This window comes from Staphylococcus sp. HMSC061G12, from assembly GCF_001838465.1.
GTDB classification, from domain to species: Bacteria; Bacillota; Bacilli; order Staphylococcales; family Staphylococcaceae; genus Staphylococcus; species Staphylococcus simulans.
On the sequence record NZ_KV837127.1, the window covers coordinates 64534 to 91451 of the forward strand.

General features: G+C 35.7%; 29 protein-coding genes. 4 read left to right on the top strand and 25 right to left on the bottom strand.

What is annotated here, in order from left to right:
• Positions 1-67 precede the first annotated feature (67 nt).
• From HMPREF2937_RS08590 to HMPREF2937_RS08625, 9 genes are all read right to left on the bottom strand, one after another.
• Positions 68-1849 carry an ABC transporter ATP-binding protein gene (locus tag HMPREF2937_RS08590; RefSeq protein WP_373879073.1) on the bottom strand — a complete coding sequence of 594 codons (1782 nt, stop codon included), beginning with the start codon at positions 1847-1849 and terminating at the stop codon, positions 68-70.
• Positions 1842-3629 carry an ABC transporter ATP-binding protein gene (locus HMPREF2937_RS08595; protein ID WP_070864393.1) on the bottom strand — a complete coding sequence of 596 codons (1788 nt, stop codon included), beginning with the start codon at positions 3627-3629 and terminating at the stop codon, positions 1842-1844. The genes HMPREF2937_RS08590 and HMPREF2937_RS08595 overlap by 8 nt, the downstream gene beginning before the upstream one ends.
• A 47-nt stretch (positions 3630-3676) precedes the next feature.
• Entirely contained in the window at positions 3677-4672 is a 996-nt protein-coding gene (locus tag HMPREF2937_RS08600; protein ID WP_070864394.1) for a D-2-hydroxyacid dehydrogenase, read from the bottom strand.
• 149 nt (positions 4673-4821) lie between these two features.
• On the bottom strand, positions 4822-5493 hold the full coding sequence (locus tag HMPREF2937_RS08605) for an NAD(P)H-dependent oxidoreductase (RefSeq protein WP_070864395.1): 672 nt from the start codon (positions 5491-5493) through the stop codon (positions 4822-4824).
• A gap of 80 nt (positions 5494-5573) precedes the next feature.
• A complete protein-coding gene (locus HMPREF2937_RS08610; protein ID WP_002479813.1) occupies positions 5574-6107 on the bottom strand; it encodes an NAD(P)H-dependent oxidoreductase in 534 nt (177 codons plus the stop codon).
• Positions 6108-6182: 75 nt separating this feature from the next.
• Positions 6183-6359, bottom strand: coding sequence for a hypothetical protein (locus HMPREF2937_RS13730; RefSeq protein WP_002479814.1), 177 nt, complete (start codon positions 6357-6359; stop codon positions 6183-6185).
• A 176-nt stretch (positions 6360-6535) separates the two neighbouring features.
• Complete coding sequence (sdaAA, locus tag HMPREF2937_RS08615) at positions 6536-7426, bottom strand: L-serine ammonia-lyase, iron-sulfur-dependent, subunit alpha (RefSeq protein WP_002479815.1); 891 nt, start codon at positions 7424-7426, stop codon at positions 6536-6538.
• Between the two features lie 13 nt (positions 7427-7439).
• On the bottom strand, positions 7440-8117 hold the full coding sequence (sdaAB, locus tag HMPREF2937_RS08620; protein ID WP_002479816.1) for an L-serine ammonia-lyase, iron-sulfur-dependent subunit beta: 678 nt from the start codon (positions 8115-8117) through the stop codon (positions 7440-7442).
• Between the two features lie 43 nt (positions 8118-8160).
• Positions 8161-9204 (bottom strand): PTS sugar transporter subunit IIC, encoded by a 1044-nt coding sequence (locus tag HMPREF2937_RS08625; protein WP_002479817.1) that lies wholly within the window; start codon positions 9202-9204, stop codon positions 8161-8163.
• A 746-nt stretch (positions 9205-9950) separates the two neighbouring features.
• Here HMPREF2937_RS08625 and HMPREF2937_RS08630 point away from each other — a divergent pair.
• Positions 9951-10529, top strand: coding sequence for a prolipoprotein diacylglyceryl transferase (locus HMPREF2937_RS08630; protein ID WP_057509998.1), 579 nt, complete (start codon positions 9951-9953; stop codon positions 10527-10529).
• A 106-nt stretch (positions 10530-10635) separates the two neighbouring features.
• Here the strand turns inward: HMPREF2937_RS08630 and HMPREF2937_RS08635 are convergent, their stop codons facing one another.
• Both HMPREF2937_RS08635 and HMPREF2937_RS08640 read right to left on the bottom strand, forming a co-directional pair.
• Complete coding sequence (locus tag HMPREF2937_RS08635) at positions 10636-11670, bottom strand: LacI family DNA-binding transcriptional regulator (protein ID WP_070864396.1); 1035 nt, start codon at positions 11668-11670, stop codon at positions 10636-10638.
• 51 nt (positions 11671-11721) lie between these two features.
• Positions 11722-12489 (bottom strand): alpha/beta hydrolase, encoded by a 768-nt coding sequence (locus HMPREF2937_RS08640; RefSeq protein ID WP_002479820.1) that lies wholly within the window; start codon positions 12487-12489, stop codon positions 11722-11724.
• Positions 12490-12658: 169 nt separating this feature from the next.
• Between HMPREF2937_RS08640 and HMPREF2937_RS08645 the strand changes: the two genes are divergently transcribed.
• A complete protein-coding gene (locus tag HMPREF2937_RS08645; protein ID WP_083326922.1) occupies positions 12659-13705 on the top strand; it encodes a HoxN/HupN/NixA family nickel/cobalt transporter in 1047 nt (348 codons plus the stop codon).
• A gap of 100 nt (positions 13706-13805) precedes the next feature.
• Here the strand turns inward: HMPREF2937_RS08645 and HMPREF2937_RS08650 are convergent, their stop codons facing one another.
• The 12 genes from HMPREF2937_RS08650 to HMPREF2937_RS08705 form a co-directional block, all read right to left on the bottom strand.
• On the bottom strand, positions 13806-14132 hold the full coding sequence (locus HMPREF2937_RS08650) for a branched-chain amino acid transporter permease (protein WP_023015108.1): 327 nt from the start codon (positions 14130-14132) through the stop codon (positions 13806-13808).
• Position 14133: 1 nt separating this feature from the next.
• Positions 14134-14838 (bottom strand): AzlC family ABC transporter permease, encoded by a 705-nt coding sequence (locus tag HMPREF2937_RS08655; RefSeq protein WP_070864398.1) that lies wholly within the window; start codon positions 14836-14838, stop codon positions 14134-14136.
• Between the two features lie 71 nt (positions 14839-14909).
• Positions 14910-15308: an acyl-CoA thioesterase gene (locus HMPREF2937_RS08660; RefSeq protein ID WP_037557637.1), complete on the bottom strand. Its 399-nt coding sequence runs from the start codon at positions 15306-15308 to the stop codon at positions 14910-14912.
• Between the two features lie 72 nt (positions 15309-15380).
• Complete coding sequence (locus tag HMPREF2937_RS08665; protein ID WP_070864399.1) at positions 15381-15941, bottom strand: GNAT family N-acetyltransferase; 561 nt, start codon at positions 15939-15941, stop codon at positions 15381-15383.
• A gap of 156 nt (positions 15942-16097) precedes the next feature.
• Positions 16098-17840: a pyruvate oxidase gene (locus tag HMPREF2937_RS08670; RefSeq protein ID WP_002479826.1), complete on the bottom strand. Its 1743-nt coding sequence runs from the start codon at positions 17838-17840 to the stop codon at positions 16098-16100.
• A gap of 107 nt (positions 17841-17947) precedes the next feature.
• On the bottom strand, positions 17948-18634 hold the full coding sequence (locus HMPREF2937_RS08675; RefSeq protein WP_002479827.1) for an LrgB family protein: 687 nt from the start codon (positions 18632-18634) through the stop codon (positions 17948-17950).
• Positions 18631-19017: a CidA/LrgA family protein gene (locus HMPREF2937_RS08680; protein WP_002479828.1), complete on the bottom strand. Its 387-nt coding sequence runs from the start codon at positions 19015-19017 to the stop codon at positions 18631-18633. The genes HMPREF2937_RS08675 and HMPREF2937_RS08680 overlap by 4 nt, the downstream gene beginning before the upstream one ends.
• Positions 19018-19457: 440 nt before the next feature.
• The gene (locus HMPREF2937_RS08685; RefSeq protein WP_070864404.1) at positions 19458-20036 is read right to left on the bottom strand and encodes a YdhK family protein; all 579 of its coding nucleotides are present in this window, start codon (positions 20034-20036) and stop codon (positions 19458-19460) included.
• A 117-nt stretch (positions 20037-20153) separates the two neighbouring features.
• Entirely contained in the window at positions 20154-21035 is an 882-nt protein-coding gene (locus tag HMPREF2937_RS08690; RefSeq protein ID WP_002479830.1) for a cidABC operon transcriptional activator CidR, read from the bottom strand.
• A 132-nt stretch (positions 21036-21167) separates the two neighbouring features.
• Positions 21168-22352 carry an ABC transporter permease gene (locus HMPREF2937_RS08695; protein ID WP_070864400.1) on the bottom strand — a complete coding sequence of 395 codons (1185 nt, stop codon included), beginning with the start codon at positions 22350-22352 and terminating at the stop codon, positions 21168-21170.
• Positions 22349-23029 (bottom strand): ABC transporter ATP-binding protein, encoded by a 681-nt coding sequence (locus tag HMPREF2937_RS08700; RefSeq protein WP_002479832.1) that lies wholly within the window; start codon positions 23027-23029, stop codon positions 22349-22351. Before HMPREF2937_RS08700 ends, HMPREF2937_RS08695 begins: the two co-directional genes overlap by 4 nt.
• Positions 23026-24141 carry an efflux RND transporter periplasmic adaptor subunit gene (locus HMPREF2937_RS08705; protein WP_023015113.1) on the bottom strand — a complete coding sequence of 372 codons (1116 nt, stop codon included), beginning with the start codon at positions 24139-24141 and terminating at the stop codon, positions 23026-23028. The genes HMPREF2937_RS08700 and HMPREF2937_RS08705 overlap by 4 nt, the downstream gene beginning before the upstream one ends.
• Positions 24142-24400: 259 nt before the next feature.
• Between HMPREF2937_RS08705 and HMPREF2937_RS08710 the strand changes: the two genes are divergently transcribed.
• Both HMPREF2937_RS08710 and HMPREF2937_RS08715 read left to right on the top strand, forming a co-directional pair.
• On the top strand, positions 24401-25018 hold the full coding sequence (locus tag HMPREF2937_RS08710; RefSeq protein WP_070864401.1) for a YIP1 family protein: 618 nt from the start codon (positions 24401-24403) through the stop codon (positions 25016-25018).
• 134 nt (positions 25019-25152) lie between these two features.
• Positions 25153-25983 (top strand): alpha/beta hydrolase, encoded by an 831-nt coding sequence (locus tag HMPREF2937_RS08715; RefSeq protein ID WP_070864402.1) that lies wholly within the window; start codon positions 25153-25155, stop codon positions 25981-25983.
• Here the strand turns inward: HMPREF2937_RS08715 and HMPREF2937_RS08720 are convergent.
• Both HMPREF2937_RS08720 and HMPREF2937_RS08725 read right to left on the bottom strand, forming a co-directional pair.
• A complete protein-coding gene (locus HMPREF2937_RS08720; protein ID WP_057510009.1) occupies positions 25980-26492 on the bottom strand; it encodes a methylated-DNA--[protein]-cysteine S-methyltransferase in 513 nt (170 codons plus the stop codon). The two genes, HMPREF2937_RS08715 and HMPREF2937_RS08720, sit on opposite strands and share 4 nt — an antisense overlap.
• A 148-nt stretch (positions 26493-26640) precedes the next feature.
• Positions 26641-26918: LPXTG cell wall anchor domain-containing protein (locus HMPREF2937_RS08725; RefSeq protein WP_142351425.1), on the bottom strand; the 278-nt coding region annotated here is incomplete at its 5' end.

Below are 26918 nucleotides of genomic sequence, written 5' to 3' on the forward strand. Positions count from 1 at the left end.
CATAAACTAAAGAGAAGCACCTAAAGTTCAAACGGCTTTAGGTGCTTCTTTTGTTACGCTTATTCTTTTATCCATTTTGCAGCAAATACATATTATAATAGATGCCTTTTTGCGCAAGTAATTCTTCATGAGTACCCCGTTCGACTATCTCACCTTGATTTAACACTAAAATTTGATTAGCATCTTGAATCGTCGACAATCGATGTGCAATTGCGAGCGTTGTACGTCCTTTACGCATATCTTTCAATGAATTTTGAATTTGTTCTTCTGTTTCAGAATCAATAAAAGCAGTTGCTTCGTCTAAAATAAGAATTTTAGGATCAATTGCCATCGTTCTCGCAAATGCGATTAACTGACGTTCACCACTAGAGAATGCACTACCCTTCTCTATTACTTTATGCTCATATTGATCTGGCAGTTGTTCAATAAAGCGATCTGCATGCACAAATTCTGCAGCAGCTTTTGCTTGTTCGAATGTCATTGTTGGGTGATATAAACGTATATTAGATAAAACTGTTCCATAGAAGATAAACGGATCCTGCAGAACTAGTCCTACTTTTTGTTTCAATTCTTGCTTTGGAATTGATTTGATAGATTGACCATCTATTAAAATTTCACCTTGATGAAATTCATAAAAGCGCATAAATAAATTAATAATCGTACTTTTACCAGAACCTGTATGTCCAACAAGTGCTATTGTTTCACCAGGATCAGCAGTAAATGTAATATGTTTTAATACATTATGTTCTCCATCATAACTGAAGGTTACATCTTTAAATTCAATTTTACCTTTTGTGATATGATGATCAGCAATTTCATTTTGTTTAGGTTCTAATGTGTCGTTATCTAGTAACGTAAAGACACGGTTAGCTGCGACAATAGCTTGTTGGAATATATTCAAATTTTGACTGACTTGGTTAATAGGTTCGAAGAAGCGCTGCATATATTGTACGAACGCATAAACAACCCCTGCCGTCACAGTCGAAGAGAAGCTTAATAATCCGAAATAACTTAGTATCATCACTGTCGCAAAGATACTTAACATACCAATAGCTGGACGTAATAATAGACCATCTAGGCGAATCGTTTTCAAGTTATATTGATAGTGCTCTTCGTTAATTTCATCAAATTCTTTTTGTAGTCTGCGTTCTTGGTTAAAGACTTGAATCATACGGATACCTTCAATAGATTCGGCAAGTTTCGCGTTCAAATCAGATAACCGTTGACGTGCTTGTGCAAAGAATATTGAAGCATATTTACGATATAAAGCTAAAATAATGATAATAATCGGCATAAAACATAAAGCCATTAACGCAAGTCTGACATCTAGAATAAACATCATAATAAAACTTGAAATGACTGTAAATAATGCCATCATAAAGGAAGAAAACACCCCGACAAACATGTTAACGATAGCTTCTGTGTCATTCGTTAATCGTGACACGATACTTCCACTTGGCACCTCATCAAAATACTTCATGCCGAGTTCGCCCATTTTATCAAACGCATCAATACGTAATTGTTGGATAATTTTAAATGCGAAGTTTTGGAACATATAAATGTTAATATATGTTGTTATCGCACCAATCAATTCAATGCCGATAAAGATAACAATCATCCAAATGATTTCATGTTGTGGAAAGTGTCTTGGTGTTAAGTAATCATCAATAAACACTTTCACAATATAAGGCACCGCCACACCTGCTGCTGTGGAAATCCCAAGCATCACAAAGGCAGCTAAAATCAACCATTTAAACGGAAAGGTATAACGCATCAAGCGCATTAATGTATGCCACTGATCACGCGCACTGAGTTGATTATCACCATGCATTTTCTGTCTTCTAGCCATGATAATCACCCTCCTCTTCATGTGCCGCTTCATCTAACTTTTTAGTTAATTGGTCGCGTAATTGTTGTGACTGATAAGTTTTCGCATACCAACCTTGATTGCGCATCAATTGTTCATGTGTCCCTTGTTCTGCCACTGTACCTTCATCCATCACGATAATTAAATCCGCATGACTCACTGCACTCATACGATGTGCAGTAATAATATTCGTTTTGCCTTGTCTTTGGTCTCTCATATTATTAAGAATATGTTCTTCTGTATCTGCATCAACCGCTGACAAAGAGTCATCAAACATCAAGACAGGCGGATCCGAAATGACTGCACGTGCAATAGAAACACGTTGTTTTTGGCCTCCTGATAATGAAACACCACGTTCTCCAACAATCGTGTCATACCCTTGAGGGAAATTTAAAATATCATGATGAACATAGCTGGTCTCAGCTGCTTGTTGAATTTGTTGTTCTGTACTATTCGGTACCGCAAAGGCAATATTTTCTCGGATAGTTGTAGAGAATAAGAAGTTGTCTTGCGGTACATAACCAAACATTGCACGTAAATGTTGGATTTCATAATCACGGATTGGAATACCGCCATAAGTAATATCTTCAGGACGTTGCGTATCAAATTCGCGTACTAACAATCGTAATAACGTACTCTTTCCTGAACTTGTACGCCCAACTATACCGACAGTCATACCTTCTTCAATAGTAAAGTGTACATCTCTTAATGAAGGAAGTTCACTGCCCGGGAAAGTAAAAGATTCAATTTGATAAGTGATGGGTCCTGATGGATAACCATTTACTTTATAAGTTAAATCTATTTCATTTTCTGTGTCTAAAATACCACTAATTCTTTCATAGGATGCATGACCTCTTTGAATAATATTAAAGAAGAAACCTAACGCAAGTAACGGCCATACTAGCATACCGAGATACGTTGTTGCGGTAATTAACTGACCCAACGTAATTGTATGATTGAAAATCATAAATGTCCCAAACACTAATGCAAGGAAGTAACTTGTACCAATCACTAACATAATCGTTGGACTGAATAAGGCATCAATTTGCGCAACTTTTAAATTTTTTCGAACCACATCATCACTGATAGCTTTAAAATCCTTTTGGTCACTTTTTTCATAACCCATTGTTTTAGTAACTTTAATACCAGCAATACTTTCTTGTGTCTTATCATTTAAACGACTGAATGCCGCTTGTGCTTTTTTAAAGCCTTTGCTCATCAAACGACCATAATAACTTGTTAATAAGACTAAAATAGGTAAAGGCAGCATAATTATCAACGTCAATTTCCAGTTGATTGTCAGTGCCATCGTAATTAAAATTGATGTTCCTGTAATTAAAGAGTCGCCAATCATTAACACCCCTGGACCTGCAGCACCTTGAACAGCATTAATATCATTGGTCGCATGGGCCATCAAGTCACCTGTTCGACGTCTTTGGAAGAAAGATGGACTCATAGAAGTATATTTCTCATATAAACGGTTACGTAAAATCTTCCCTAGCTTATTACTTGTTCCAAAAATCAGAACACGCCAAGAGTAGCGTAGAATATAAATCATCACTGCCGCAAAAGCAAGTATCATCATATAAGTAAATAGCTGCCTTCCCGTTAAACGATCAGCTGCAATCGCATCAATCGTTTTACCGATGATTTGCGGCGGAATAAGCTGAAATAATGCGATAAAGAGTAATACTAATAGCCCGCCAATATACTTCAACTTCTCTTGTTTAAAAAACCAGCTTAAATGCATAAACACTTTCATCTCATCACTTCCTCCTTTCTTTTATCTTTTTATTTATCAACAGCATTTTAGTTGACTCTTGTTTGTGCATCTCCTGTTTCTAACACTTCCATAGTACTGTTCAATCCGCCTTCAGCAAGATTTTTTACAGCTTCGTGTGTAAAGAATGCGATGTGAGGAGAAGCTAACACATCATTACGTTCAATCAACTCTAGTAAGGTTTCATCTTGAACCTCTTTATTTGAAAAATCTCTTCGGAAATATTGCGCCTCATTTTCATACGTATCGATAACAGCACCCGCTACTTTACCACTATTCAATGCATCTAGCAAAGCTTGTGTCTCAACAACCATACCACGTGCGCAGTTGACAAAGATCACACCATCTTTCAACTGATTAAATGTTGCTTGATTAAACATATGATACGTCTCTTTATTTCCCGGGACATGAAGTGAAACGATATCTGCTTGTGCGATTGCCTCTTCTAACGAATCTTTAAATTCAACAATATTTTCTAATTTCGGCTTATCTTTGATATCGTAACCAACGACTTTACAACCGAAATTTGAGAACAATTGCGCTGAAATACTGCCGATGCGTCCTACACCGATAATCGCTATGGTTAAATCTTTGACAGGACGTGAAATCAATGGTGCATCCCATACAAAGTTATGATTCTCCATACGTTGTTTGATAAGTGGCAACTGTCTCACAAAATACAAAGCGCCTGTGACTGCATATTCAGCAATAGAACTTGGTGAATAGCTGGGTACTGTTGTAATGATTAAATTATGTGCTTTGGCTTCTTCTAAGTCATACATATCAAAGCCAGCACTACGTTGTGCAATTTGTTTAATACCATAGCTTTCTAATTTACTATAAATCTCCGGATTGAATGGTCCATTATGAGATAATGATAAGCCATCATATCCTTTTACTTGTTCAATATTGTCCATAGTTAAAGGATTGCTTTCATAATCCACTTCTACTTGGTGTTCTGCTGACCAATTTTTAATTGCGTCAATTTCATAAGGTGCGACATCAAACATTTTTATTCTTACCATCTTAAAACTCCCCTTTAATATGTATTACATCTTTATAAATCAAGAATATAGGTAATATTATAGCATTGAAACAAAGGTAAGAAACACAAGATTCAGACAATTAAAATAAAAAGACTCAAGCTGTTAAAGCTCAAGTCTTTCCTAAATAACTATTCAAGCCATTCAATGACATCTTCATATGCTTGACGAGTTTTGGCACGTTTCGGATCTTCTGCACGATAACCGAAAGCTACCATAACGGATGGTAAGAACTCATCTTCATTCATAATTCCTTCATCAGAAAGCAATTGTGTGACTTCTTTCATACTGAAACCTTCAATTGGACAAGAGTCTACACCTAAAAATGCGGCTACTGACATCATATTACCTAAGGCAATGTATGTTTGTTTACTTGCCCAGTCCCATAATGAACGTTCACTTTCATATAAATCCAAGCTATCATTTTGGAACATTTCATAACGTTTATTCATATCTTCTAATACATCATCTGGTACATTTTTTATTTCTTTCATAATATGTGTTAAATATTCTGTACCCGGACGTACGTTTTTACGCGCAAGTAAAATCACAAAGTGTGAGGCTGTATCTAATTGGCCTTGTGCACCCCAAGATACTTTTTTTAATTTTTGACGTAAGTCTTCATTTTGAACGACTAAAAAGCGCCATGGTTCCGCACCGATTGAGCTTGGTGAAAGACGTCCAGCTTCAATAATGGTATGGAAATCTTCTGCACCCACTTTTTTGTCTGGATTAAAACGTTTTGTCGCATGTCTAAAATTAAATGCTTGTAAAATTTGATCGCGTATTGCTTGTTGTTCCATTACTATTTTCGCTCCTCATCTTATGTAGTCACCTATAGTATAGTGAACCTACCAAGGAGTCTAAAGGAAAATGCTTGTGGTTACTGTTTTTGAAGTCTTTCAACAAATGCCACATATTCATCAGCATTTTCTGCGAGAGTCGCAAAATTATCGATGTCATCCGTTTGGTAAATCGCATGAATGCCAAAGAAATGGCCACCGATTAAATTAACAACACCTTTTAATGGATTACAAATTTCGTCAATCGTATATCCTATCGGCCCATCTTCTTTATAATGTGCTTTTGGTTGGCCGCATGAAATGGCTAATGCGAAATGTTTTCCTTTTAAAGCGTCACCACCATCAAACGCAAAACCATGTGTATAGACTTCATCGAACCATTGCTGTAAAAGTGGCGGATAACTCATCCAAAACATGGGATATTGAAAGATAATATAATCATGTTTCTGTAATAACGCTTGCTCATGTTCAACATCAATGTTTCCATCTGGATAAGTTTGATACAAGTCATGTACCGTCACTAAATCAGAACGATCTTCTAATGTTTTCTTCCATACTTGATTAACGTCGCCTTCTTGAATATCAGGATGTGCAATAATTACTAATGTGGACATGATAATCCTTCCTTTCATTCAAAATAAAAATGAGATGTACCCCGAAGTCATCTCATTTTAAGTCGTACTATTTAGTTATTCCCCTTTGGTCTCCATCATTAACTTTGTGTAATAGAATAAGAATACAATGATCATACTGATAGACATTGATTTCAACAGACTATTCATCATTGTACCGATATCTGTCAGGTAAAACGTAATGGCTGAGTTAATGAAGAAAGCAATAAAAATGTATAGTAATCTTGTTATCATATCCCATCATCCCCTTTTGACTAGTTTACCCATAAAAGATACAAATTGCAATATGTATTTTGAATTTTGTGACAACTTATGTTTTTATAAATAAAAACACGCAACCTTTTTCAGGTTGCGTGTTTCTAGAATTTATCAATTTAACTTTTAATGAAATTTACATATTCATCAGGCAATTATGATTTAACTTGTGAGTCACCGAAGATTTTACGTTTGATTGCTTCACCTGTCGGTGTACCTGCTAAACCACCAAGACCAGTTTCACGTAATTCAGCTGGTAAGTTACGTCCAACTTTATCCATAGCTTCAATTACTTCATCTACTGGGATACGGCTTTCCACGCCAGCTAATGCTAAGTCAGCTGAGATTAATGCGTTACCTGAACCGATTGCGTTACGCATTACACATGGAATTTCTACTAAACCAGCAACTGGGTCACAAACTAGACCTAATAAGTTACTGATTGCGATAGCCATTGCTTGACCTGAAGCTTCTGGTTTACCGCCGAATGTTTCAACTGCAGCTGCTGCAGCAATAGCTGATGCTGAACCAACTTCAGCTTGGCAACCGCCTGTTGCGCCAGCAACACTTGCGTTGTTTGCTACAACACGGCCGAAGATAGCTGCTGTGAATAAGAAGTCCACCATTTGATCTTCAGTTAAGCCATGTGTTTTTTCTAATTTGAATAGTGTACCTGGAATTGTACCGGAGGAACCAGCTGTTGGAGTAGCACAAATGATACCCATTGCTGCGTTCACTTCGTTTGTCGCAACTGCACCCATAACGGCACTCATCATTTCATTACCTGAAAGCGCATGGTTGTTTTCGTTATAGTTTTTAATTTTAATTGCGTCTTGACCAGTATACCCTGTTACACTTTTAACGCCTTCGCCAGTTGTCCCTTTTTCAACTGCGTCGCGCATTACTTGTAAGTTTTGTCTCATTTGTTCACGGATTTCATCACGTGATTTCCCACTTAATTCTTTCTCTTCTTCAATCATAATTTCTGAGAATTTCATATCATGTTTATTCGCATAATCTATGATCTCTTTAATTGAATCAAACATACATTACACCTCTTTATTTTATATATGCAAAGTTTAAGTCGCTATATTTCTCTCTTAAATCGCTAAGTGCTTCTTCTGGTAAGGCTTTGTTTAAGTGTAAAGCCATTAAACAGCCATCTGGATTAATCGTTTTGATTTCTTCGTTGATGTCTGCACCGTGTTCGATTAAATCATTGATTAAATGGTTGATTGTCGCATTGTCAGTTGGTCCATCGATTTCTAATAATGGTAAGCCGTGGTTCATTAGAATACATTGACCATTGACGTTAATGCTTTTAATTTTAATAGTTCCGCCACCAATTGAGATTCCGTTCAATTCGATGTGACGATCACCTTGTTTTGCTTTAATTAATGCACAGTTAGGATGCTCTCCTAAACTTCTTCCTGTTTCTTCGATGAAACGAACATCGATACCATCGTTTTTAGCAATGTTTACTGCATTGCTGATACGTTCGTCGAAAGTGCTGAATCCTAGTAAGCCACCAACGATTGCAACGTCTGTACCGTGTCCTAAGTGTGTTTGTGCAAATGATTCATAATAATGAACTTCAATATCTTCAGGTTCTCCTTGAAGTACCATTCTTGCTGCGTTACCGATTTTTACTGCACCTGCAGTGTGTGAACTTGATGGTCCCATCATAACTGGACCGATTATATCAAATGCGCTTTGGTAATCATGTTTACGTGCCATAGCGTATTGTCATCTCCTTAATCTCTTTATAAGAAATGCTTAATTAATTTGCTTTTGACGGTTCTGCTTTGCCTTCAGGTAATTTGTCTGATAGTTTCTTGAAGTTGATTTTGCTCATAATCTTACCTAAAATCCAACCAAGGATAATTGCTGTCACGATAACAGCTGCGATAGTAATAAGTGATGGAATTGGTTTGTTAAATCCAAACAATACAATTGCACCAGCTATTGGTGTTGCCATTCCCGTTACATTAATAACTAAACCTGCAATCGTAACAATTGTCGCTGTAAACATACCGACTATGGCGTTTGCGCCGTAAAGTTGAATCGGATATTTTGCGATTGTATCGATTTGTGTTAAAGGTTCTACTGCAACTGCGAAGGCTTTACCTAAGCCGCCGATTTTAAGTGCTCTGAACATCATAAAGTTAACGAATGATGAACCTGTAGTTGTTAATGCACCGATAGCCATCGGAACACCTGTTAAACCAAGTAAACTTGTTAATACCATAGAACTTAATGGCGTCATACCTACCACCGGAATGATTAAGCCTAAAATAATTGCTAAAGCGTAAGGATTATTGTCACCAACTGCTGTAATCGCACCACCGATTTGTCTTAACACAGCCATTACTCCTGGTGAAATTAATCCGCCGATTCCGAATGCTAATGCCGGAGCGACTAAGATTACGACAATTAAGTCTAAGCCTTCTGGTACTTTTTTCTCGATCAATTTAATCAAGAAGCTCACTAAGTAAGCAGCGATAAATGCCGGTAATAATTTTTGATCATGTAAAACTAAACCAATGATAACTGCGAAGACTGGAGAGATTCCCAATTTCAAACCAGTTAAAATACCTACTGCAATACCACTTAAGCTTCCTGCTAAGTCTCCAATTCTTTGGAAGAATTCCAAGTGGAACACGCCACCGATCGCATAACTTAAGAATGCTTGCGGTAAAAATGTTGCACATGCTGCACCTGAAAGTGCTTGTAGCCCCTGTTTACCATAAGGAGCAAATTTTAAGAATAACGACATTGCTAGAAGGACTAGCAACAACGTCCCAGTTCCCAAAATAATATCCATGCCAAATGACCTCTTTTCCTACTATATATTTAATTTTCCTACCACCGACATCATACTACCTTTGATAAAGCGTTTTCAATACCTTTTGCAAACATTTTGTGAACAAATTGCGAATAATTTCACAAACTCTTTATTATGACTATTATTACTCTTTATTTTTAAATATAAAGAGTAATTATAATCATAACGTTTATAAAGTTGTCACAATTAGTTTAAACGATAGCAATTAATTTAAACACTTACCATTAATAAAAATAATCTTGTTAACCCTAAAACAACATTAAAAGACTCCCTTTAGACTTTTATTGTTATTTGTCTATACAAATTATTTTCCATTAGCAACTATAACACTTTAGTAAATAACTTTAAACCAACAAATTCGGGTGATTTTATCGGGTAAAAGCTAAAATGCTTGATACCGTAGGATTTTGAGCAATTTAATACCAAAAAAGTTCTAATATACTGAAAATTTACGAAGTTTATCCTTTTTTAAACTCAATTTTAAGTTAGCTTAATATTCCTATGCCATGCTTGAAGTGAAGAAATTGATGATAACGCCGAATCACTGCGGAAAGCAATACTATCCCATAAAGCCGTACACCAGAAATCTATCTCTCACATATCCGCATGTGTATATCAATTTTCTTCGTTGTCGTTTTGTCTGTTTCATCCGACAGTTTATACCTCATACTCATAACACCATGGATGACATGACACTTTCATTTTGAAATAGGAGTGTTGTTTTCATGCCTATGAAGTTAAGTAAAAAGAAAAGCTTGCTTCATGTTTCTACGCTAGCTTTAAGCGGTTTACTATTCTTTAATATGCCTGGAGTGATGAATGCTGCTGAAAGTCATGATTACGCAAATGAACAGTCCGCTGAATTATCCGCTTTGGTCGAAAATACTGATACTGCTCAAACAACTGAAACATTTATCCCTACATCGCATCCAACTGATGTGGCTCAAGCTGCTGATGTTGAACCCGATCCTTCCCTTGCAGAAAATGTTTCAAAGACAAATGTCGCAGATGCAGAAAGAAATCGTAAAGAAGCAGATACTGAGTCCACAACCTCAAAAGCAACAGCAGGACAAACCTATGCGCATCAAGCATCAGCAACAACTTCAAAAAGTGAAGATGCAGGCTCACACTATCAGGGTGAAACCGCATCATACGCTGACTTGCCAGAAACAGGACACGTTGACCATCCAGAATCGGGTGCTGTCATAGCCATTATTATGAGTATTGTTGTCTCTACTATTGCCCTTATTCACGTATGCAGACAAAATGCACGTTCAGTTGTCCCAAACCGAGATGACGTTTGATTGAAAAATCCCTAGTATATCATTTCTAAAATCCCTAAAAAAACAGACTTAGAAACCTGTCTTTTCTCCCTTTCTTTAAGACATTGTTTCTAAGTCTGTTTATTTTTTATTCATTTTTAGATGAGTGCACACTAGAGTCTCTGACATTTAACTGTGCCATTAACCAATCCGATTGAATTTGTTCACTTTCTCCTTCAAAAAATTGTTTTAAGCGTGCAAAAATTGATGCGCCGATAGTTTCAGCATGGATACCTACAGCGGTTAATGATGGATAATGTACTTTATTCCAACTATTCTCTTCTAATGTAACAATTGCAACATCTTCAGGCACTTTTAATTCCTTTGTTTTAAGTGCTTGTAAAATACCAGACAACATCGCATGATTCGAAGCAATCAATGCAGTTGGATGATTTGATTGCGCAAAGAGTTGCTGGACGGTGTCATAGCCGTATTTTTCTGTAGCTTGTAAACTTAAATCAGTATATTGATATGAAATTAGTCGTTCATCCATTTGTTGTTCAAAATCTTCTAATGCTGCTTTATATCCCATTCTTGTATCAGCTGTTGCACTGGAAGCAGGATTACCTAAAATTAAAGCGATTGATTGATGGTTTTGTTTCAATAAATGTTCAGCAGCTTGATAGGCTGTATCTTCATGATTTAACCCAATGTAAGGTATCTGTTCATCCTCAATTTGATTATCAATAATTACCATTGGAATGTCTCTCCAACGTTTTGAAATACGCATTTGTGCTGAAACTGGCGAAACAATAATACCATCTACTTGTTGTGATACAAACCAATCTATCAGTTCATCTTGACGTTGTACTTGTTCATTAGATGCCATCGCAATAATTCGAATAGACTCTGAACCTTGTTGATGCTCAATCGCATCAATGACAGAGGCATAATAAGCATCGTGTCTCGGTATAATAAATGCGATTGTTTTAATACTTTCTCCGCGTATAGATTGAATATATCGACTCGGTTCATAGCCTAACATTTCTAATGCTTCCACTACACGTGCACGTGCTTGATCATTAGAAACATGCTTTTTATCTTCTAATATTTGATTGACCGTCGCAATCGACAAGCCAGAAATTCTCGCAATATCATGTAAGGTCGGTTGTGTTTTCTTCATTTTCTTTCAAACTCCTTGAATCAGTTGAATTGTTGTTTATTCTTGGTGTGCTTACTTATCAATGTTCTCCATAGATAATTCAAAATCTAACCAATTTACAATATCTGATAATAACATACCGCGATATGAACTTACATTTAATAACTCATGATCTAACCCGTCATAAATTCTTAATGATTTATGTGTGGTTTTAGCTTCTTTGAAGAATTGGATTGCATCATCAGAACTTACAATGCGGTCACTGCCACCATGCATAATCAACACTTTGTCTTCAAACTTAGAAAATTCGATATCCATATCTCGGACCGCTTCTCTAAATGCTTTAATTCTTTTATGTTTCTCAATATCCGCTTCTTCATCCTGATTTTCTATTTCTGCTGAATGATCCACCACATCATCACGAAAGACAGGTTGCCCCGTTGGAGACAAACCACCTGCAGAAATATAACCGTGCACTGCATTCGGATAACGTATACCAAATAATGTCGCTATTGTACCGCCTACACCATGGCCTAAAATAAATATTTTTCCTGTCAATTGTGCTTTAACATAATCTACAACAGCCTTTAAATCTTCTACGACGATATCTACATGTTCATAAAGATTTTTGTCACCAGGAGTTTTACCATGACCTCGTTGATCATAACGAATGACATTATAATCATATTCATTAAATGTTGAAGCCACACCATCATAGTCATCTAATTCTTCTGACAATCCTTGTACAATAATCAAATTAGCCATTGGCTGTTCACCTAACGTAATTTTACTGTAGAGATTCACACCATCAAAAGATGAAATATAATCAATATCTGACACAGATAAAAACCTCTCTTTCACTATATATCCTTATTTTCACTTACCCTATGCAGACTTGAAAATCACTTTTTCAATACAATAGCTCCATTCTCTTTTAGTTATTTACTTACTTGTTTATTCGTATTAAAATAATAGAGTTCTTTCATAGTTAATTTATTATATTGACTAAATTATAAAATACAGAAAGCAGATGACGCTATTGAACATCAGGACTACTCATATTAAAGATATGCTTCCTTATTTAATCATTATTATATTATTGCACCTGATAGGTGTTACTTGTTTATGGATGGGTGCACATACACACCCTATTTTATTCGGAATGGGTATCTTAGCATATACACTAGGTTTACGTCATGCATTTGATGCTGACCACATTGCAGCTATTGATAATACAGTTCGCAAACTGATGCAAGAAAAACAAAATCCGTCAGGTGTTGGCTTCTATTTTTCTATCGGCCATTCCAGCGTAGTTTTTATCATGGCACTTTTATTAGGTGTTTCAGTTTCATGGGCACAGCGACAGATGCCCCTCATTCAAGCTATTGGTGGAATCATCGGAACGATGGTTTCTGGTCTGTTTCTACTACTAATTGGTATTTTGAACTTAATTATCTTAGTGTCATTGATTCGTTTATTTATGCGTTTACGCTTTGAACAAGTTTCTGACGATGAACTGGATCAATTGTTAGCTTCTAGAGGGCTTATTCAACGATTTGTTGGTCCTTATTTTAAATTCATCAACAGAAGTTGGCACGTTTTACCATTAGGTTTCCTATTTGGATTAGGCTTTGATACTGCAAGTGAGATTGCTTTGCTTGCATTATCATCTGGAGCTGCTGAACAGTCATTGCCTTTTGCTGGCATTATCGCACTTCCATTATTATTTGCGGCAGGCATGAGTTTATTAGATACACTAGATGGCGCGCTCATGAAGTCTGCTTATCACTGGGCATTTCTAAAACCAGTTCGTAAAATTTATTACAATATTACCATTACCGCCATCTCCGTCATAGCTGCGTTGATAATCGGTACTGTAGAAATACTACAAATGATTGGCGAACATTTTAAATTGCACAGTCCTTTTTGGGATGAAGTTGCATCAATTGAATTTAATCATTTAGGTTATCTGCTCGTTGGCGTATTCTTATTGTTTTGGTTAGTATCTGTGATTATTTGGAAACTTAATCACTTTGAAGAACAACAGTTGCGATAGTATTCAAAACTTTTCTTACCATAACAATTCCTTACCTACATCTAAAATAAAGCAATCCTTACGTTTCACTTTAAAAATAAGTAAATGTAAGGATTGCTTTTTAAAATACAAATTGAACTAATATCATATAAGCGATTGTACCACCCGCAATTGAAATCAACATATTACGTTTAATCACATGCAAGATAATAATCACTAAAATCGCCATCAACTCTGGCAACCCATGATTGCCAGTTAAGATAGGCGTTTTACGTAACGCATAAACGACTAAGAAACCAAATACCGCTGCAGGAAGTACAGCGCCTAAATATTGTACAAACTTTGGTGTTTCTTTATCTTTAGAAAAGATTAAAAACGGCAAGAAGCGTGTCAACATCGTTCCAATCACAACAACCGCAATCGTTAAAATTTGTTGGGTTAAGGTCATATTAAACCACACCCTTTCTTGCGAAATATCCTCTGAGGATAGTCAATGCGAGCACAATTAAAATCATTGAAGGTAAGATAAATTGATTAGGTCCGAAGATGACCAAACAAACTATAGGGATAGCCAACCCAATTAATGAACTTACATGATTCTTTTCTTTCAACCAAGACTCTAAAAAGATTACAACGAAAAGAGCGACCATCACAAAATCTAAGCCTTTTGTATCAAACTTAATAAAGACACCGAACAGACTTCCGATTGTCGTACCGAAAAACCAATAAAATTGATTTAATAATGTGACATAGAACATAAATAAGGTCTTATCGACATTTTTAGGTACATTCGCCATATTATTAATTACGAATGTTTCATCACACATCCCAAAAATTAAGTATGGCTTATATTTTCCTGTCCCTTTAAATCGGTCCAACATGGAAATACCATAAAATAAGTGTCTGGAATTCAGCATAAGTGTCAATACGAAGACACTTAATGGATTAAATGGAACTAATAATAAACTTCCGGCCACAAATTCCATGGATCCTGCAAAAATCAACAAACTCATCAGCATCGCATAAATTGGCGGGAATCCTAATGAATGCATATAAATACCGTAAGCAATACCAATAAATGAAAAACCTGCGAAAATTGGAATTGTTTGAGGAAATGCTGCTTTTATAGCTTTTAAATGCGGATGTTCAGTCATGACTATCAATCCTCTTTCTATGTATATGAAAATCTTCGAAAAACATTCATTTTCCGAAGATTTAATGTAGCTTATAAAACTCTGAATGCATCAGGTACTGGTACTACTTTTTGTTCAACAATATTGTAGAACCCGCCATACTGCATACCTTGGCAATGGATTTGATTACCTGTACTGATTTCAAATTCAAACACCCATTTTAAACGACTGATTTTCGTTAACCAGCATTTGCCAACGGGTTTGTCGTGAATAGTAAGTGGTATCTTATAATCAATTTCAGTATGCATAAGTATAGGTGAAATATTTTGTTTCAACATTTCAGAAGGGGTTAGATGCTTATTTACAAATATTGTTCTTAAATCTTCAAACCAACGGACATAGACAATATTGCTGACGATACCCATCGCATCAATATCATAGCCGTTTACTTCAATTTCTGTTTCTGCCACTAATTTACGTTCGCTCAACACCGACAACTCCTATCTTTCTTTATAACATCAGTATAACAACGTTTTTATAAAGTTGATAAGTGTTATCTTAATTTACAATGAAGTTTCTGTATTGAATTCATGTTTCAGCAAAGCGTATCTATGAAAGTCTTCAAATTGTCCACGTTCAAATGACTCATCTTTATCCGTTCCAACAAAACGGAAGTTTGCACGTTCTGCGACTTTTTGACTGGCTTTATTTTTAGTGTTGATGTGCAGCGATAACTTATTTAAATCCAAAGTATTGAATGCGAAATCACAGATTTTATGTAGGCAACGGGCAATGATTCCTAAACCATTATACTTACTCTGCAACCAATATCCTACAAAAGCTTTTTTATTTTCTAAATCAATTTGCTGTATATCAATAGTACCAACTACTTGGTCTCGATAGTAAATCACAAAAAGGCGATGTTCACCTGCAGCCTGTTTCTTCAACATTAACTTAATGAAGTTGAGTTCATCTTCCACCGTTAAGGTATGATCAATGAACGGTAAATACGTTGAAAGAAATGCTCTATCTTGTTTAATCACTTGAAATAAAGGTTCAGCCATGAATGTTTCAGGTTGTGCTAACTTTATGTCTTCATCTACTGGAAAATAAAAAAAGTCCACATGTATCGCCTGCTTTCGCTCTATGTATTTTTTCATGAATAACTAGAGTATAGTGGAGTTGACAGAATATTTCAATATTAATTCGATGTAAAAAAAGACGAGTAATGCAAAATGCACTACTCGTCGAAATCGAGTATTCAGTTCATTTCTTAAATATTATAAGAAACGTTTAGCTGCTACTGAAAGTGGTGGGATTTCATCAAAGTCTAATTTTTTATCTTCAGTAATAGATCTGTATGCCCATTTAGCATAGTTGATTGCTTCATCCGGTACGATTTTACCTGGAAGTGGTGCAGCGTTCGCATCAACATGTACGTTTACGATTGTTGGTCTGTTTTCATTTAATGCAGCTTCAACAACAGTATCGATGTCTGCTGGATCTTCTAATGTGTAACCAGCACCGCCGCATGCTTCAGCGAATTTAGCAACATCCATATCTGAGAAGTCGATTGCATATTCTAATTCACCAGCTGCTTGTTGTTCGTATTTGATGAACGCTAATTGTTTGTTGTTCAATACGAAGATAACCATTGGCATGTTATATTGAACAGCTGTTGCGAAGTCTTGCATTACCATTTGGAAACCACCGTCACCAGCGATACCGATAACTTGACGGTTAGGGAATGCTACGTTAGATGCAATTGCACCTGGTAACGCGCAACCCATTGTACCTAACCAGCTTGAGATAATGAATTCGTTGCTTGGTTTAAGGTTTAGGTAACGTGTTGACCATACTGTTGAAGTACCAACATCAATTGAGAATACAGCGTCATTGTCTGCTTCTCTGTTGATAGCTTGCATCAAGTGTTCTGGACGGATTGGATAAGAATCATTGTTAAGGTCTTTTTCCATCCATTCTTTCCAAGTAGCCATGTTATCTAATGCTTCTTTTAAGAATTTACGGTTTTTAACTGGTTTAACAAGGTTTGTTAATTCAGTTAACGCGATTTTAGCGTCACCGATAATTCCAGCATTTACTTTGAAACGGTGACCGATTGCACTTGGATCAATGTCGATTTGAACGGCTTTGATATTTTTCTTAGGAAGGTAGTCAACATATGGATAGTTTGTACCTACCATGATTAATAAGTCAGCATTTTGCATTGCTTGATATGCAGGTTTTGTACCGATTTTACCGATGTTACCTAAGTTATATGGGTGGTCATCTGGAATGATTGTTTTAGCTGGTAAAGTGATGATTGTAGGGATTTGTGCTTTATTGATTAAAGCTTCTACTTCAGGTCCAGCATGTTTTGCACCAGTACCCATTAACATTACAGGTTTTTTAGCTTTATTAATTAATTTTGCAGCTTTTTTAATTTTAGCTGTGTTTGGTGCTGGAATTGTTGGGCGTTTTTTGTTTACAACTTTATTAGTTGTATCTTTAACTTTGTTAGTTAATAAGTTGTTAGGCAAGATTAAAGTTGCCACACCTTTTTTCTCGTAAGCTGTTTTAATAGCTTCGTTTACGATACCAAAGATATCGTCATCTTTTTCTGAGATTTGACGGTTGTATACTGAAACATCTTCACATAATGATAATAAGTTTGTTTCTTGGAAAGCTTTAGTACCAAGTACAGTACTATTAGATTGACCTACTAGCACTAATTGAGGAACGCCATCCATTTTAGCGTCATACATACCATTTAATAAGTGAATCGCACCTGGACCACCGATTGCTAATGATACGCCGATTTTACCAGTAAGTTTTGTGTAAGCTGAAGCTGCTAAGCTTCCTACTTCTTCATGACGAACATGATAGAATTTAATTTGTTCACTTACTGTACGTAAACTATCAACTACTGCGTCGATAGAGTCGCCTGGGATACCATATAAGTGATCAATATCCCATTGTAGTAAAGCTTCTACAAGTGCTTGATTTGCTTTAATTTTTGCCATTTTAAAAATAGCCCCTTTCTATTCATTAAAAAAGTAACTGTATTCAAACTACCCTTTAGTTAGTGTTTGATGCTGCGTTATGCAAAGTGTGTCTATATATTCTAATGCTAATAAAAAAGAATAATCAGGATTGGTAACAACACTGAACTGATGACTGCAGTCAGAATCATACCAATTGAACTGAATGCACCTGATTCTAAATCTAATTCTAAGGCTTTTGCTGTTCCGAACGCATGTGATGCATTTCCAAATGCAAGCCCTTTTGCAATGGAAGTTCTAAAGTTCCCCATACGCAACAGCAATGAGCCGAGCATACTGCCGATTAAGCCAGTGGTAATAATAAATAGTACTGTAATTGTATCTGCACCGCCCATTTGGTGAGATACTTGGATACCAACCGCTGCTGTGATGGAACGCGGTAATAATGTGACAATTTCTTCTTTATTGAAGCCTAAAATCTTCAACGACGAATAAACTAACACAAAATTGAGTAATACGCCAGTCAATACGCTTGTAAAAATAATATTGAAGTTTTCAAATATTTTATGGCGATTGATATAAAGCGGATAAGCTAAGCAAACAACCGTACAGCTCAGCAAGTAATTAATTAAATGGCCGCCTGCCATGTAAGAATTATAATTCTGACGGAACAACAATAACACGATTATAATTCCAATTGAAGCAACTAGGGCTGGATTTAAGAATGGGCTAGGAAATCTCTTGTGCAGCTTCTTCGCTGCAAGATACATAACCACTGTCAGTACTATCATTATGATGTCTTTTAAAATAATCATGATGTGTGACTCCCCTTACCACCATGTTGTCTTCTGGCCATCTTCTCAGCAATTAGCCCAGAGACGTAAGCGACAGCTATTGTTCCGAGAATGATGACGCCGAAGAACAAAATAAAGTTGAGGTGTATGTCACCTATGATATCCATTACACCAACGACGGAAGGGATAAAGAAAAACACCATCGTTGTTAGCAAGAAGTTGGAACCCGCTTCGACCCATTTGACAGGTATAATTTTAAATTGTAATAGTAGGAAAAAGAGTCCTAGGCCGACGATACTTCCAGCTAATGGAATATGCAAAAGGTGCTGAAGGGTGTTGCCTAAATACGTGATGCCCATAATCAAGATAATTTGGAAGATAATCTTTAAAACCTTCGATGTCATAAGCTAACACCTTTCCTTAAAAATAAGCGTATAAATGGTCATTTCCAAATCGATTCTGGTGTCTGAATCTAGTGTCCATCACTATTTATACACATTCTTTTGACTTACATTCCTTATTCTATGACAATTCTGTGTATAATAAAAATATCGATTTTAGATACTACCTATTACTTTTTTCTATGAAAGCGATAACATCGATTACTTTTCTTCCAAATACGAACTTTTGTTACCATCAATCTTGTTCCATAAAGTATATACCCCTTTCTGACAGTCTTAACAATAAATTTGAAAGCACACAAAAACAGCTGTTCATTTTACCGAACAACTGTCTTGCTTTAGAAATGAAAGCATTGAAAATACCGTTAAATATAATTGTATGATCTGTGCAACCTTTTAAACATTCGCTTTATACCCCATTATGACATTTTAGTGAACTTTACTTATCTTGGTGACAATTCATCTTCAGTCATCCACATATGATTCTTAACCATCTTGCCATTATCATTATCTTTATAGTCCACTGTATAAACTGTTGTTTTTTCTACTTTATCGATTGTTGCTTTCGCACCTTTCATACCCTTCATATGATTCGCTTTCAAAGTAACAGTGTCCCCTTTTTTGAAACCTTCTTTCGGTGCATTTTCTATTTCCTCATTCACGACCCATTTGTGATGAGAAACTTTTTTACCGCCATCAGTTGGTTGATAGCTGACTTCGTACACACATGTATTATAAGCGCCTTTAACTTTACCGTCAGCATTCATCATGCCTGGCATGTGGCCTTCTTTTAATCTAACATCATCCCCCTCATCAAACTGACTGTGACGTGCATGATGCATATGTTCAGGCATTTGACCATGATGATGCCCCATGTGATGTTCTCCCTCTTTTGAAGTCTGTTTATCTTGTGTTGTATTTTGAGCATTTTGACTTGAGGTTTGTGTGTCCTCTTGATCATTTGAACAAGCGGTAAGTATCAGAGACGACGTTAACAAAACCATTCCGATTCTTTTTAACATACCTTTCACCCTTTCTTTACTCCCACATTTATCATATACCCCCTTTAGGTATATTACAATCTAATAAAAATAGGACGCCCTTATGCTGTCGCAAAAAGTGACGTCCTTTGTCTAGTTTTATATAGTTAATGACGATTTCATGTAATCAATATATTCTCTTGTCGCATAGTTGATATACTTTTCTTTTTTCCAAATCACACCTAGTTGCCATCTCATAGAAGCATCATTAATTTTCGCACTATGAATAGGCCCACGCAGCATTTTCACAATGTTTTCTGGTAGGATACTGACTCCTAATCCAGCTGTTAATAAGTTTTCGATAAAGTTCCATTGCGAAATTTTGGAAATAGTCTTAGGCACAAAACCAGAACGTTTAGCTGTTTCAATAATTTTATCGTTTAAATAGAAATCTTCATTAAACAATATAAAATCTTCATTTGCTAACTCATGCATTTCTACCATTTCACGTCCAGCGAATGGATGTGTTTCACTAACAACCAACAAAATATCCTCTGTATAAAGTGGAATAGATTCAAAGATAGCACTGTCTACAGGCAAAGTTGTAATGCCAATGTCAATTTCATTATTGATGATTTGAGATTCTAATGCCTTCCCGCCATTCTCTACCAAATTGTACGTAATATTTGGATACATTTGATGGAAATTACCTAGTGTATCAATGAATTTATTCATGTTCATGACAGCTGATAATCCAATACTGATATGACCCGCTTCAAGTCCCTTTAACTGATTCACTTCTTTAGGCAGGTTCTCAAACAAATTCATAATTTCCAATGATTTCTTATAGAAAATCTCTCCGCTGTCTGTCAAAGTTAAATGACGTTTACTACGATCAAATAACGCACTGCCCAGTTCGTTTTCTAAATCTTTGATTGCTTTGCTGATTGTGGGCTGTGCAATATAAAGTTCTTTAGAGGCATTTGTCATACCGCCATGTTGTACAACTGCAATAAAATATCCCATTTGTTTAATATCCATGTTTGTGCCCCTTCTCTTTTTACAATTTCTTTCTTTTCACATATACCACTATTTTATAATATCAACTGCTGAAGTGCTATATATCCAGAAAATCAGACCAGAGAACTTTTCAACTCTCGGTCTGCTTTCTTTTTATTTAATAATATCAATCAATTCTTTTTTAGCTGCTGCACGTGCTGGTATCCAACCGAATATAATACCAATTAAAGTTGATACACCCACTGCGAGTAAAACAGATCCTAAGCTTACAGCACTCTTGATATAATCAGGTGTGACTACATCGACAAGCGAAGCAATTCCGATACCTAATAACAATCCGATAATGCCACCTATTAAACAAAGTACGACACTTTCAACTAAGAATTGTATCTCAATATCTCTTGCTTTAGCACCGAACGCGCGACGTATTGCGATTTCTTCTGAACGCTCCGCAACGGAAATGTACATCACATTCATCACACCAATACCTGCAATGAATAGAGATATACCTGCGACTGCTGCTACAAAGTACGTAATTCCATCAAATATTTTACTGATGCCTTTCATCATTTCTTCCATATCTGAATATTGATAACTACCTGCTGCTTGGCCGCTTCCTTTTTTCGATAACACCTTTGCGACACGTTCACCTACTTCTTTTTTGTTATGACCATCTTCGATCTTAACTTCTAACTGTGCAAAATCTTGCGTTAGATTGGGTAAATAATGTTCAAGCGTTTGTGTCGGCATATGTACGACATTATTTTCAAAGCCATCACCCGTGGTTATACCGACAATCTTAAATCCTTGTCCATTAATAAATAGTGATTGTCCAACTGCTTTTTTAGGTTTATCAAATAAATCCTCAGCTAATTTCTTATCAATGGTTACAACTTTGTTTTCAATCGCATTATCACCTTGATTAAAACCGTGACCTTCATCTACATTGCTAAATTGGTCCTTCACGTAAATATTTGCATTGACATTTTTACGTGAATTCGTCACTTTAGCTGTGAATGCTTGATCTTTATCTTTTTTAATCTGTGCTTTTTCTACTCCTTTTTCTCTTTCCGCTAATTGAATATCACTAGGTGCAAAAGGCTCTGTTTTTATATCAGCATCCGTAGACTGCATAAAGCTAATAAGCGCAGCATCTTTAGACGCACCTGAATCTGAAAACTGTTCATTTGCGGTCTTTTTGAATCCATTTCCTAAAGCCATGATCGTAATCACAGCCGCAATACCAATAATAATCCCAATCATCGTGAAGATATTACGCCGCTTATTTTTCATGATTGAACGTAGTGAAACAATGAGTATATTAGATAATCGACTCATTTTATCACCTCTTCTTCCTGAATGCGCCCATCCAAGATGTGGAAGATGCGATCTGCTTTTTCAGCTACTGCTCTATCATGTGTCACCATAATCATCGTTGTCTCTTGTTCTTGATTCAGACGTATAAATAATTCCATTATATCTTCTGAAGTTTTTGAGTCGAGTGCACCCGTAGGTTCATCTGCGATAATAAACTTTGGTTGATTCACTATGGAACGCGCAATTGCCACCCGTTGTTGTTGACCGCCAGATAATTTATTTGGCACAAAATTTTCTTTATCGTAGAGCCCGACATTATGCAGTGTATTTAAAACACGCTGCTTTCGTTCTTGACTTCCGATACCTGCATAAACTAAAGGAATACTTACATTTTCTAGCACTGTGTTATTTTGTATCAATTTAAAATTTTGAAAGACAAAACCTACAACTTGGTTTCTAATTTCAGCTAATTGATTATCCGAACTCTTTTTATAATTGTTGTTATTAAATAAGTATTCGCCCTCATAGCCTCTATCAATGAAACCTATGATATTAATCAACGTACTTTTACCTGAACCAGAAGGTCCCATAATTGCGATAAACTCGCCCTTTTTTATTTCCAGGGAAATATCCTTTAAGATATGATTCACTTTATCTCCGTTTTTAAAAGAACGATTGATGTTTTCTAACTTAATCATTCTTTCACCTCAATCTTATCTCCCTCTTTTAGAGATGATTTAGGATTTTGAACTAAACGTTCTCCTTCTTTCAATCCTGACTTAACGTAAATAGAACCCTCTTTCTTTTCTACTTTGATTTTACGTTTTTCAATTTTATTTTCTTTATTTAGAACATAAACTGTATTATCTTTGTCCAATACATTTTGAGGAATTTTAATTTTGTCAGTAGCGACAGAAGCATCTAGTGATAAACCTGCACGTACTGGAGAAGATAAATGACCAATAAGCACTTTATATTTCGAAGCATCGTTTGAGCTGTCTTTACCTGATACATCATTCATAACAGGATTCGAAGCTTGTCCTGCTCCTTCTTCTTCAGAAGCACCTGCAGCAGAAGCACCACTCATCGCATTTTCATTCAGACTGTCTTCATAACTTGTTGGAAGTTCAGATATCTTTATAACTTCACCTGTCCCTTTGTCACCTGTGCTGTTGACCTTATATTCAATTTTTTGTCCTTCTTTAATTTTATTCAAATCATATTCAGTTACTGTTGTTTTGATTTGCGGATCTTTTGAAATTAATTGAAGAATCGTTTCACCTTCATTAGGATAATCCTCTTGCATAATTTCTATCTTTCCAGGGAAAGCCGCAAATAAGCTATCGTTAATTTGTTGATCAAATTGATTTAATGATTGATTCGCTTTATTTAAGTTTGCTTGTGCTTCTGATAGTTGTTCGTTGGCTTGCTCATCATTTGGTGCACGATTGACACTTTCTTGCGCTTTTTGTCTTGCACGTTCTGATTGGTTCACTTTATCAAGTAAGCTTTGACGTTGATTCTGGCTCGTATCATAGCTGATAATTTGTTGACCTTTTTCAACATCTTGACCATTTGAAACAGTGGTATTGATATATGTACCGATAGTTGAATTATTTTGGTAAGACTTCACTGTTTCCGGAGAAGCTTTACCTTGCATAGTTAGCGGACTTTCTTTTTTAGCTTTATAGACACTATATGTATTTTCCTTATTTGATGTGCCTCCAGCATTTTTAACAATGATTGCGATAATAAATAATAGTAGAATTGCCGCAATGATTAAAATTATCCATGTCATTTTCTTTTTCACACTAATTCTCTCTCCTAACGATTAATTTTAAACTCACAATTGCATAATATCACAACTTAAAAATAAATGAATACCTTTACATTAATAAAGTTAGATATTTATAATCTTTAAAGTTGTCTACTAATTTAAGCAACGCTCATTAACAATGAAATCAAATGATTAAAACATCAATAAAAAATTTTATCATTTTTAGAAAAACCATTTATTAAAATTAATGACTATGATACGCTCTTAATAAATCTTACATAAGGAGTAGCATATGGAAAATTCTAACTTACTGCTAGGGGATTCCTTTAGCAAATTCAGAGAACGTCCAAAATGGATACTTAATTTAATTATTTGGATTGTCGTAGTTATTGGTTCACTATGGTTGACTTTCGCTTTTAGTGATTGGACAGAACTCATGAAACAAACCAATCCAAATATGAATCAAGCACAAGTTGAACAAGCTAGATCGTTTATGGGACCAGTCACTGTTATTGGAGGCCTCTTCTCACAACTTTTCTATTTACTTATCGCATTTTTAATCGTTTGGGCAATTGCGCGTATTTTCAAATCTAATGTGAAAAAGAAAAGCATTTTTGCGGGAACATTATTTGCGCTGTTAATCAGCTCATTAGTAGCACTGATTGTCTTAGTGATTCAAGTGATTGTTGGTTTAGATATTGTGAAAATTTCGATCACAAGCTTGAATATATTTGCTCCAGGTAATAAAGTACTTAGCGTATTTAACTTACAGACTTTACTTTCTGGTTATTTATTGAGTGTTTTACTGTATAAAACTTGTAAGTTATCAGGAAAAGTTTCTATTATTTTTGGTGTTGCATTAGTCATTATTTCAATCGGATTCGGATTACTTGGCGCATCCATTCAATAATATAGCTAATGAATAAGAGGGAATGAACATGTGTGTCATTCCCTCTTATTTATATATTTATGATTCGTTTTTCTATTCAAAAAAGCTTAAACTATTAACAAGTCATTTGTAGTGACTTATTCAAGCAGAAAGTAGTGATTCTAATAGATACACAAACACATACCATACAAACACCTGATAATTTCCAACTTCATATACGTACGCACCTTTCACAACAACCGAAAGGTATCATCATCTATTATCATGGTGGTGGTTTAATTGCGGGTTCACCTCGCGATTTATCTGATGAAGCAATTCAAATACTGACACAACATTTTCATTTAGTGGAAGCACCCTATCGGTTAGCACCCGAATCCAATATCGGCACTATTTTAAATGATGCTTTTTTAGTATTTGATAACATCAATAAAATATATACTGATTTGCCACTCTTTACTTTCAGACGATCTTCCGGAGGTTATTTAGCTTTGCAAATCGCATCTCAACGTACTGTTAAAGGTGTCATTGATTTTTATGGTTATGCAAAAGTGGACTTGCCTGAATTCAAATTACCGCACAGTGAATTCCAAAAGAAAACGGCCCATCTGAACCCAGCTATGATTGATATGATGGTTCAATCACAACCGATTACAGAAGGACCGATTCAGTTTCGTTATCCACTCTATTTATATACAAGAGGCATCGGACAGTGGTATGAATTTGTCGGTATTCAAGATGCTGAAAAAACTGAATTAAATTTAAGTGCACGTGCTTTAAAACAATTGCCTCCCGTTTTTATTGCGCATGCTTCAAAAGATATTGACGTCCCTTTTAGTGAAAGCGAACGGTTGAAACAATATATTCCTAATTCCACATTAATTACACTCGATAGTGATGAACACGATTTTGATCGTTCGTTTAATAGTAATATTAAAACAATATACCAACAAGCAGAGCAATTCTTACACCAATGTTTAGAAATTTAAGTCGTAAATTGATTTAAGTCATGATGTTCACATTCTAATAAATAACGTTTCCTATCTAATCCGCCACCATATCCAGTCAGTTTGTTATGGTGGCCTACCACACGGTGGCAAGGGATAATAATAGAAATCGGATTACTGCCTACTGCTCCACCAACTGCTTGTGCAGACATTTTTTTCTTACCTCTTAACTGTGCAATTTTACGTGCTATATCTCCATACGTTACTAATTCACCGTAAGGAATTTTAACAAGCTCATTCCATACCTGTTCTCTGAATTCAGTACCAGAAGCATGATACTTAAAATTAATTTCTGGATTTTCCCCTTTAAAATAACGATCTAACCAATCACTGACTTGGTTAAAAACTGGCACTGAGGTTAATGCCACTTTATCTATATTTGGATCTTCTTTATTAATTTGTCCTTCGTAATAAATACCTGTCAATACATCATCTTCGCTTACAAGCGTTAATGTTCCTATTGGAGATTGATAATCACTCATTTTCGTCATTAAATCACCTTTTCTTCTTTTTATTTATTTAAACGCTGCAAATTCAATAATTTCTTTTAATTCCTATTACTTTCATTATGTATAAAAAAAGAACACACCTCAAATGAGATGTGTTCCAAAAATCATTGATAGATTTTTTTAGTTAAACTTATTGTTTATCTTTATTGTCTTTACGACGTCTACCGAATAACAAGATTGAACCTAGAGCTGCAAATAATCCACCGAATAATGGCGCGTTATTTGTGCTTTCTGTTTCACCTGTGTCTGGTAAAGCTTCTTTCTTCTCTTTAGAACTTGCTTCTTCAGAAGACTTTTCTTGTTTTTCAACTGCTGGTTGTTCCACGCTTGGAGCTGGAGTAACAGCTGGTGCAGTTGGTTCCTCTGGTGTTGTTGGAACTTCCGGTTTTTCAGGTGTGCCTGGTTCTT

Excerpts from the sequence above, each read along its gene's own strand:
- HMPREF2937_RS08590 (WP_373879073.1), bottom strand. The coding sequence starts at position 1,849 with ATGGCTAGAAGACAGAAAATGCATGGTGATAATCAACTCAGTGCGCGT.
- HMPREF2937_RS08595 (WP_070864393.1), bottom strand. The coding sequence starts at position 3,629 with ATGAAAGTGTTTATGCATTTAAGCTGGTTTTTTAAACAAGAGAAGTTG.
- HMPREF2937_RS08600 (WP_070864394.1), bottom strand. The coding sequence starts at position 4,672 with ATGGTAAGAATAAAAATGTTTGATGTCGCACCTTATGAAATTGACGCA.
- HMPREF2937_RS08605 (WP_070864395.1), bottom strand. The coding sequence starts at position 5,493 with ATGGAACAACAAGCAATACGCGATCAAATTTTACAAGCATTTAATTTT.
- HMPREF2937_RS08610 (WP_002479813.1), bottom strand. The coding sequence starts at position 6,107 with ATGTCCACATTAGTAATTATTGCACATCCTGATATTCAAGAAGGCGAC.
- HMPREF2937_RS13730 (WP_002479814.1), bottom strand. The coding sequence starts at position 6,359 with ATGATAACAAGATTACTATACATTTTTATTGCTTTCTTCATTAACTCA.
- sdaAA (WP_002479815.1), bottom strand. The coding sequence starts at position 7,426 with ATGTTTGATTCAATTAAAGAGATCATAGATTATGCGAATAAACATGAT.
- sdaAB (WP_002479816.1), bottom strand. The coding sequence starts at position 8,117 with ATGGCACGTAAACATGATTACCAAAGCGCATTTGATATAATCGGTCCA.
- HMPREF2937_RS08625 (WP_002479817.1), bottom strand. The coding sequence starts at position 9,204 with ATGGATATTATTTTGGGAACTGGGACGTTGTTGCTAGTCCTTCTAGCA.
- HMPREF2937_RS08630 (WP_057509998.1), top strand. The coding sequence starts at position 9,951 with ATGCCTATGAAGTTAAGTAAAAAGAAAAGCTTGCTTCATGTTTCTACG.
- HMPREF2937_RS08635 (WP_070864396.1), bottom strand. The coding sequence starts at position 11,670 with ATGAAGAAAACACAACCGACCTTACATGATATTGCGAGAATTTCTGGC.
- HMPREF2937_RS08650 (WP_023015108.1), bottom strand. The coding sequence starts at position 14,132 with ATGACCTTAACCCAACAAATTTTAACGATTGCGGTTGTTGTGATTGGA.
- HMPREF2937_RS08655 (WP_070864398.1), bottom strand. The coding sequence starts at position 14,838 with ATGACTGAACATCCGCATTTAAAAGCTATAAAAGCAGCATTTCCTCAA.
- HMPREF2937_RS08670 (WP_002479826.1), bottom strand. The coding sequence starts at position 17,840 with ATGGCAAAAATTAAAGCAAATCAAGCACTTGTAGAAGCTTTACTACAA.
- HMPREF2937_RS08675 (WP_002479827.1), bottom strand. The coding sequence starts at position 18,634 with ATGATTATTTTAAAAGACATCATAATGATAGTACTGACAGTGGTTATG.
- HMPREF2937_RS08680 (WP_002479828.1), bottom strand. The coding sequence starts at position 19,017 with ATGACATCGAAGGTTTTAAAGATTATCTTCCAAATTATCTTGATTATG.
- HMPREF2937_RS08685 (WP_070864404.1), bottom strand. The coding sequence starts at position 20,036 with ATGTTAAAAAGAATCGGAATGGTTTTGTTAACGTCGTCTCTGATACTT.
- HMPREF2937_RS08690 (WP_002479830.1), bottom strand. The coding sequence starts at position 21,035 with ATGGATATTAAACAAATGGGATATTTTATTGCAGTTGTACAACATGGC.
- HMPREF2937_RS08695 (WP_070864400.1), bottom strand. The coding sequence starts at position 22,352 with ATGAGTCGATTATCTAATATACTCATTGTTTCACTACGTTCAATCATG.
- HMPREF2937_RS08700 (WP_002479832.1), bottom strand. The coding sequence starts at position 23,029 with ATGATTAAGTTAGAAAACATCAATCGTTCTTTTAAAAACGGAGATAAA.
- HMPREF2937_RS08710 (WP_070864401.1), top strand. The coding sequence starts at position 24,401 with ATGGAAAATTCTAACTTACTGCTAGGGGATTCCTTTAGCAAATTCAGA.
- HMPREF2937_RS08720 (WP_057510009.1), bottom strand. The coding sequence starts at position 26,492 with ATGACGAAAATGAGTGATTATCAATCTCCAATAGGAACATTAACGCTT.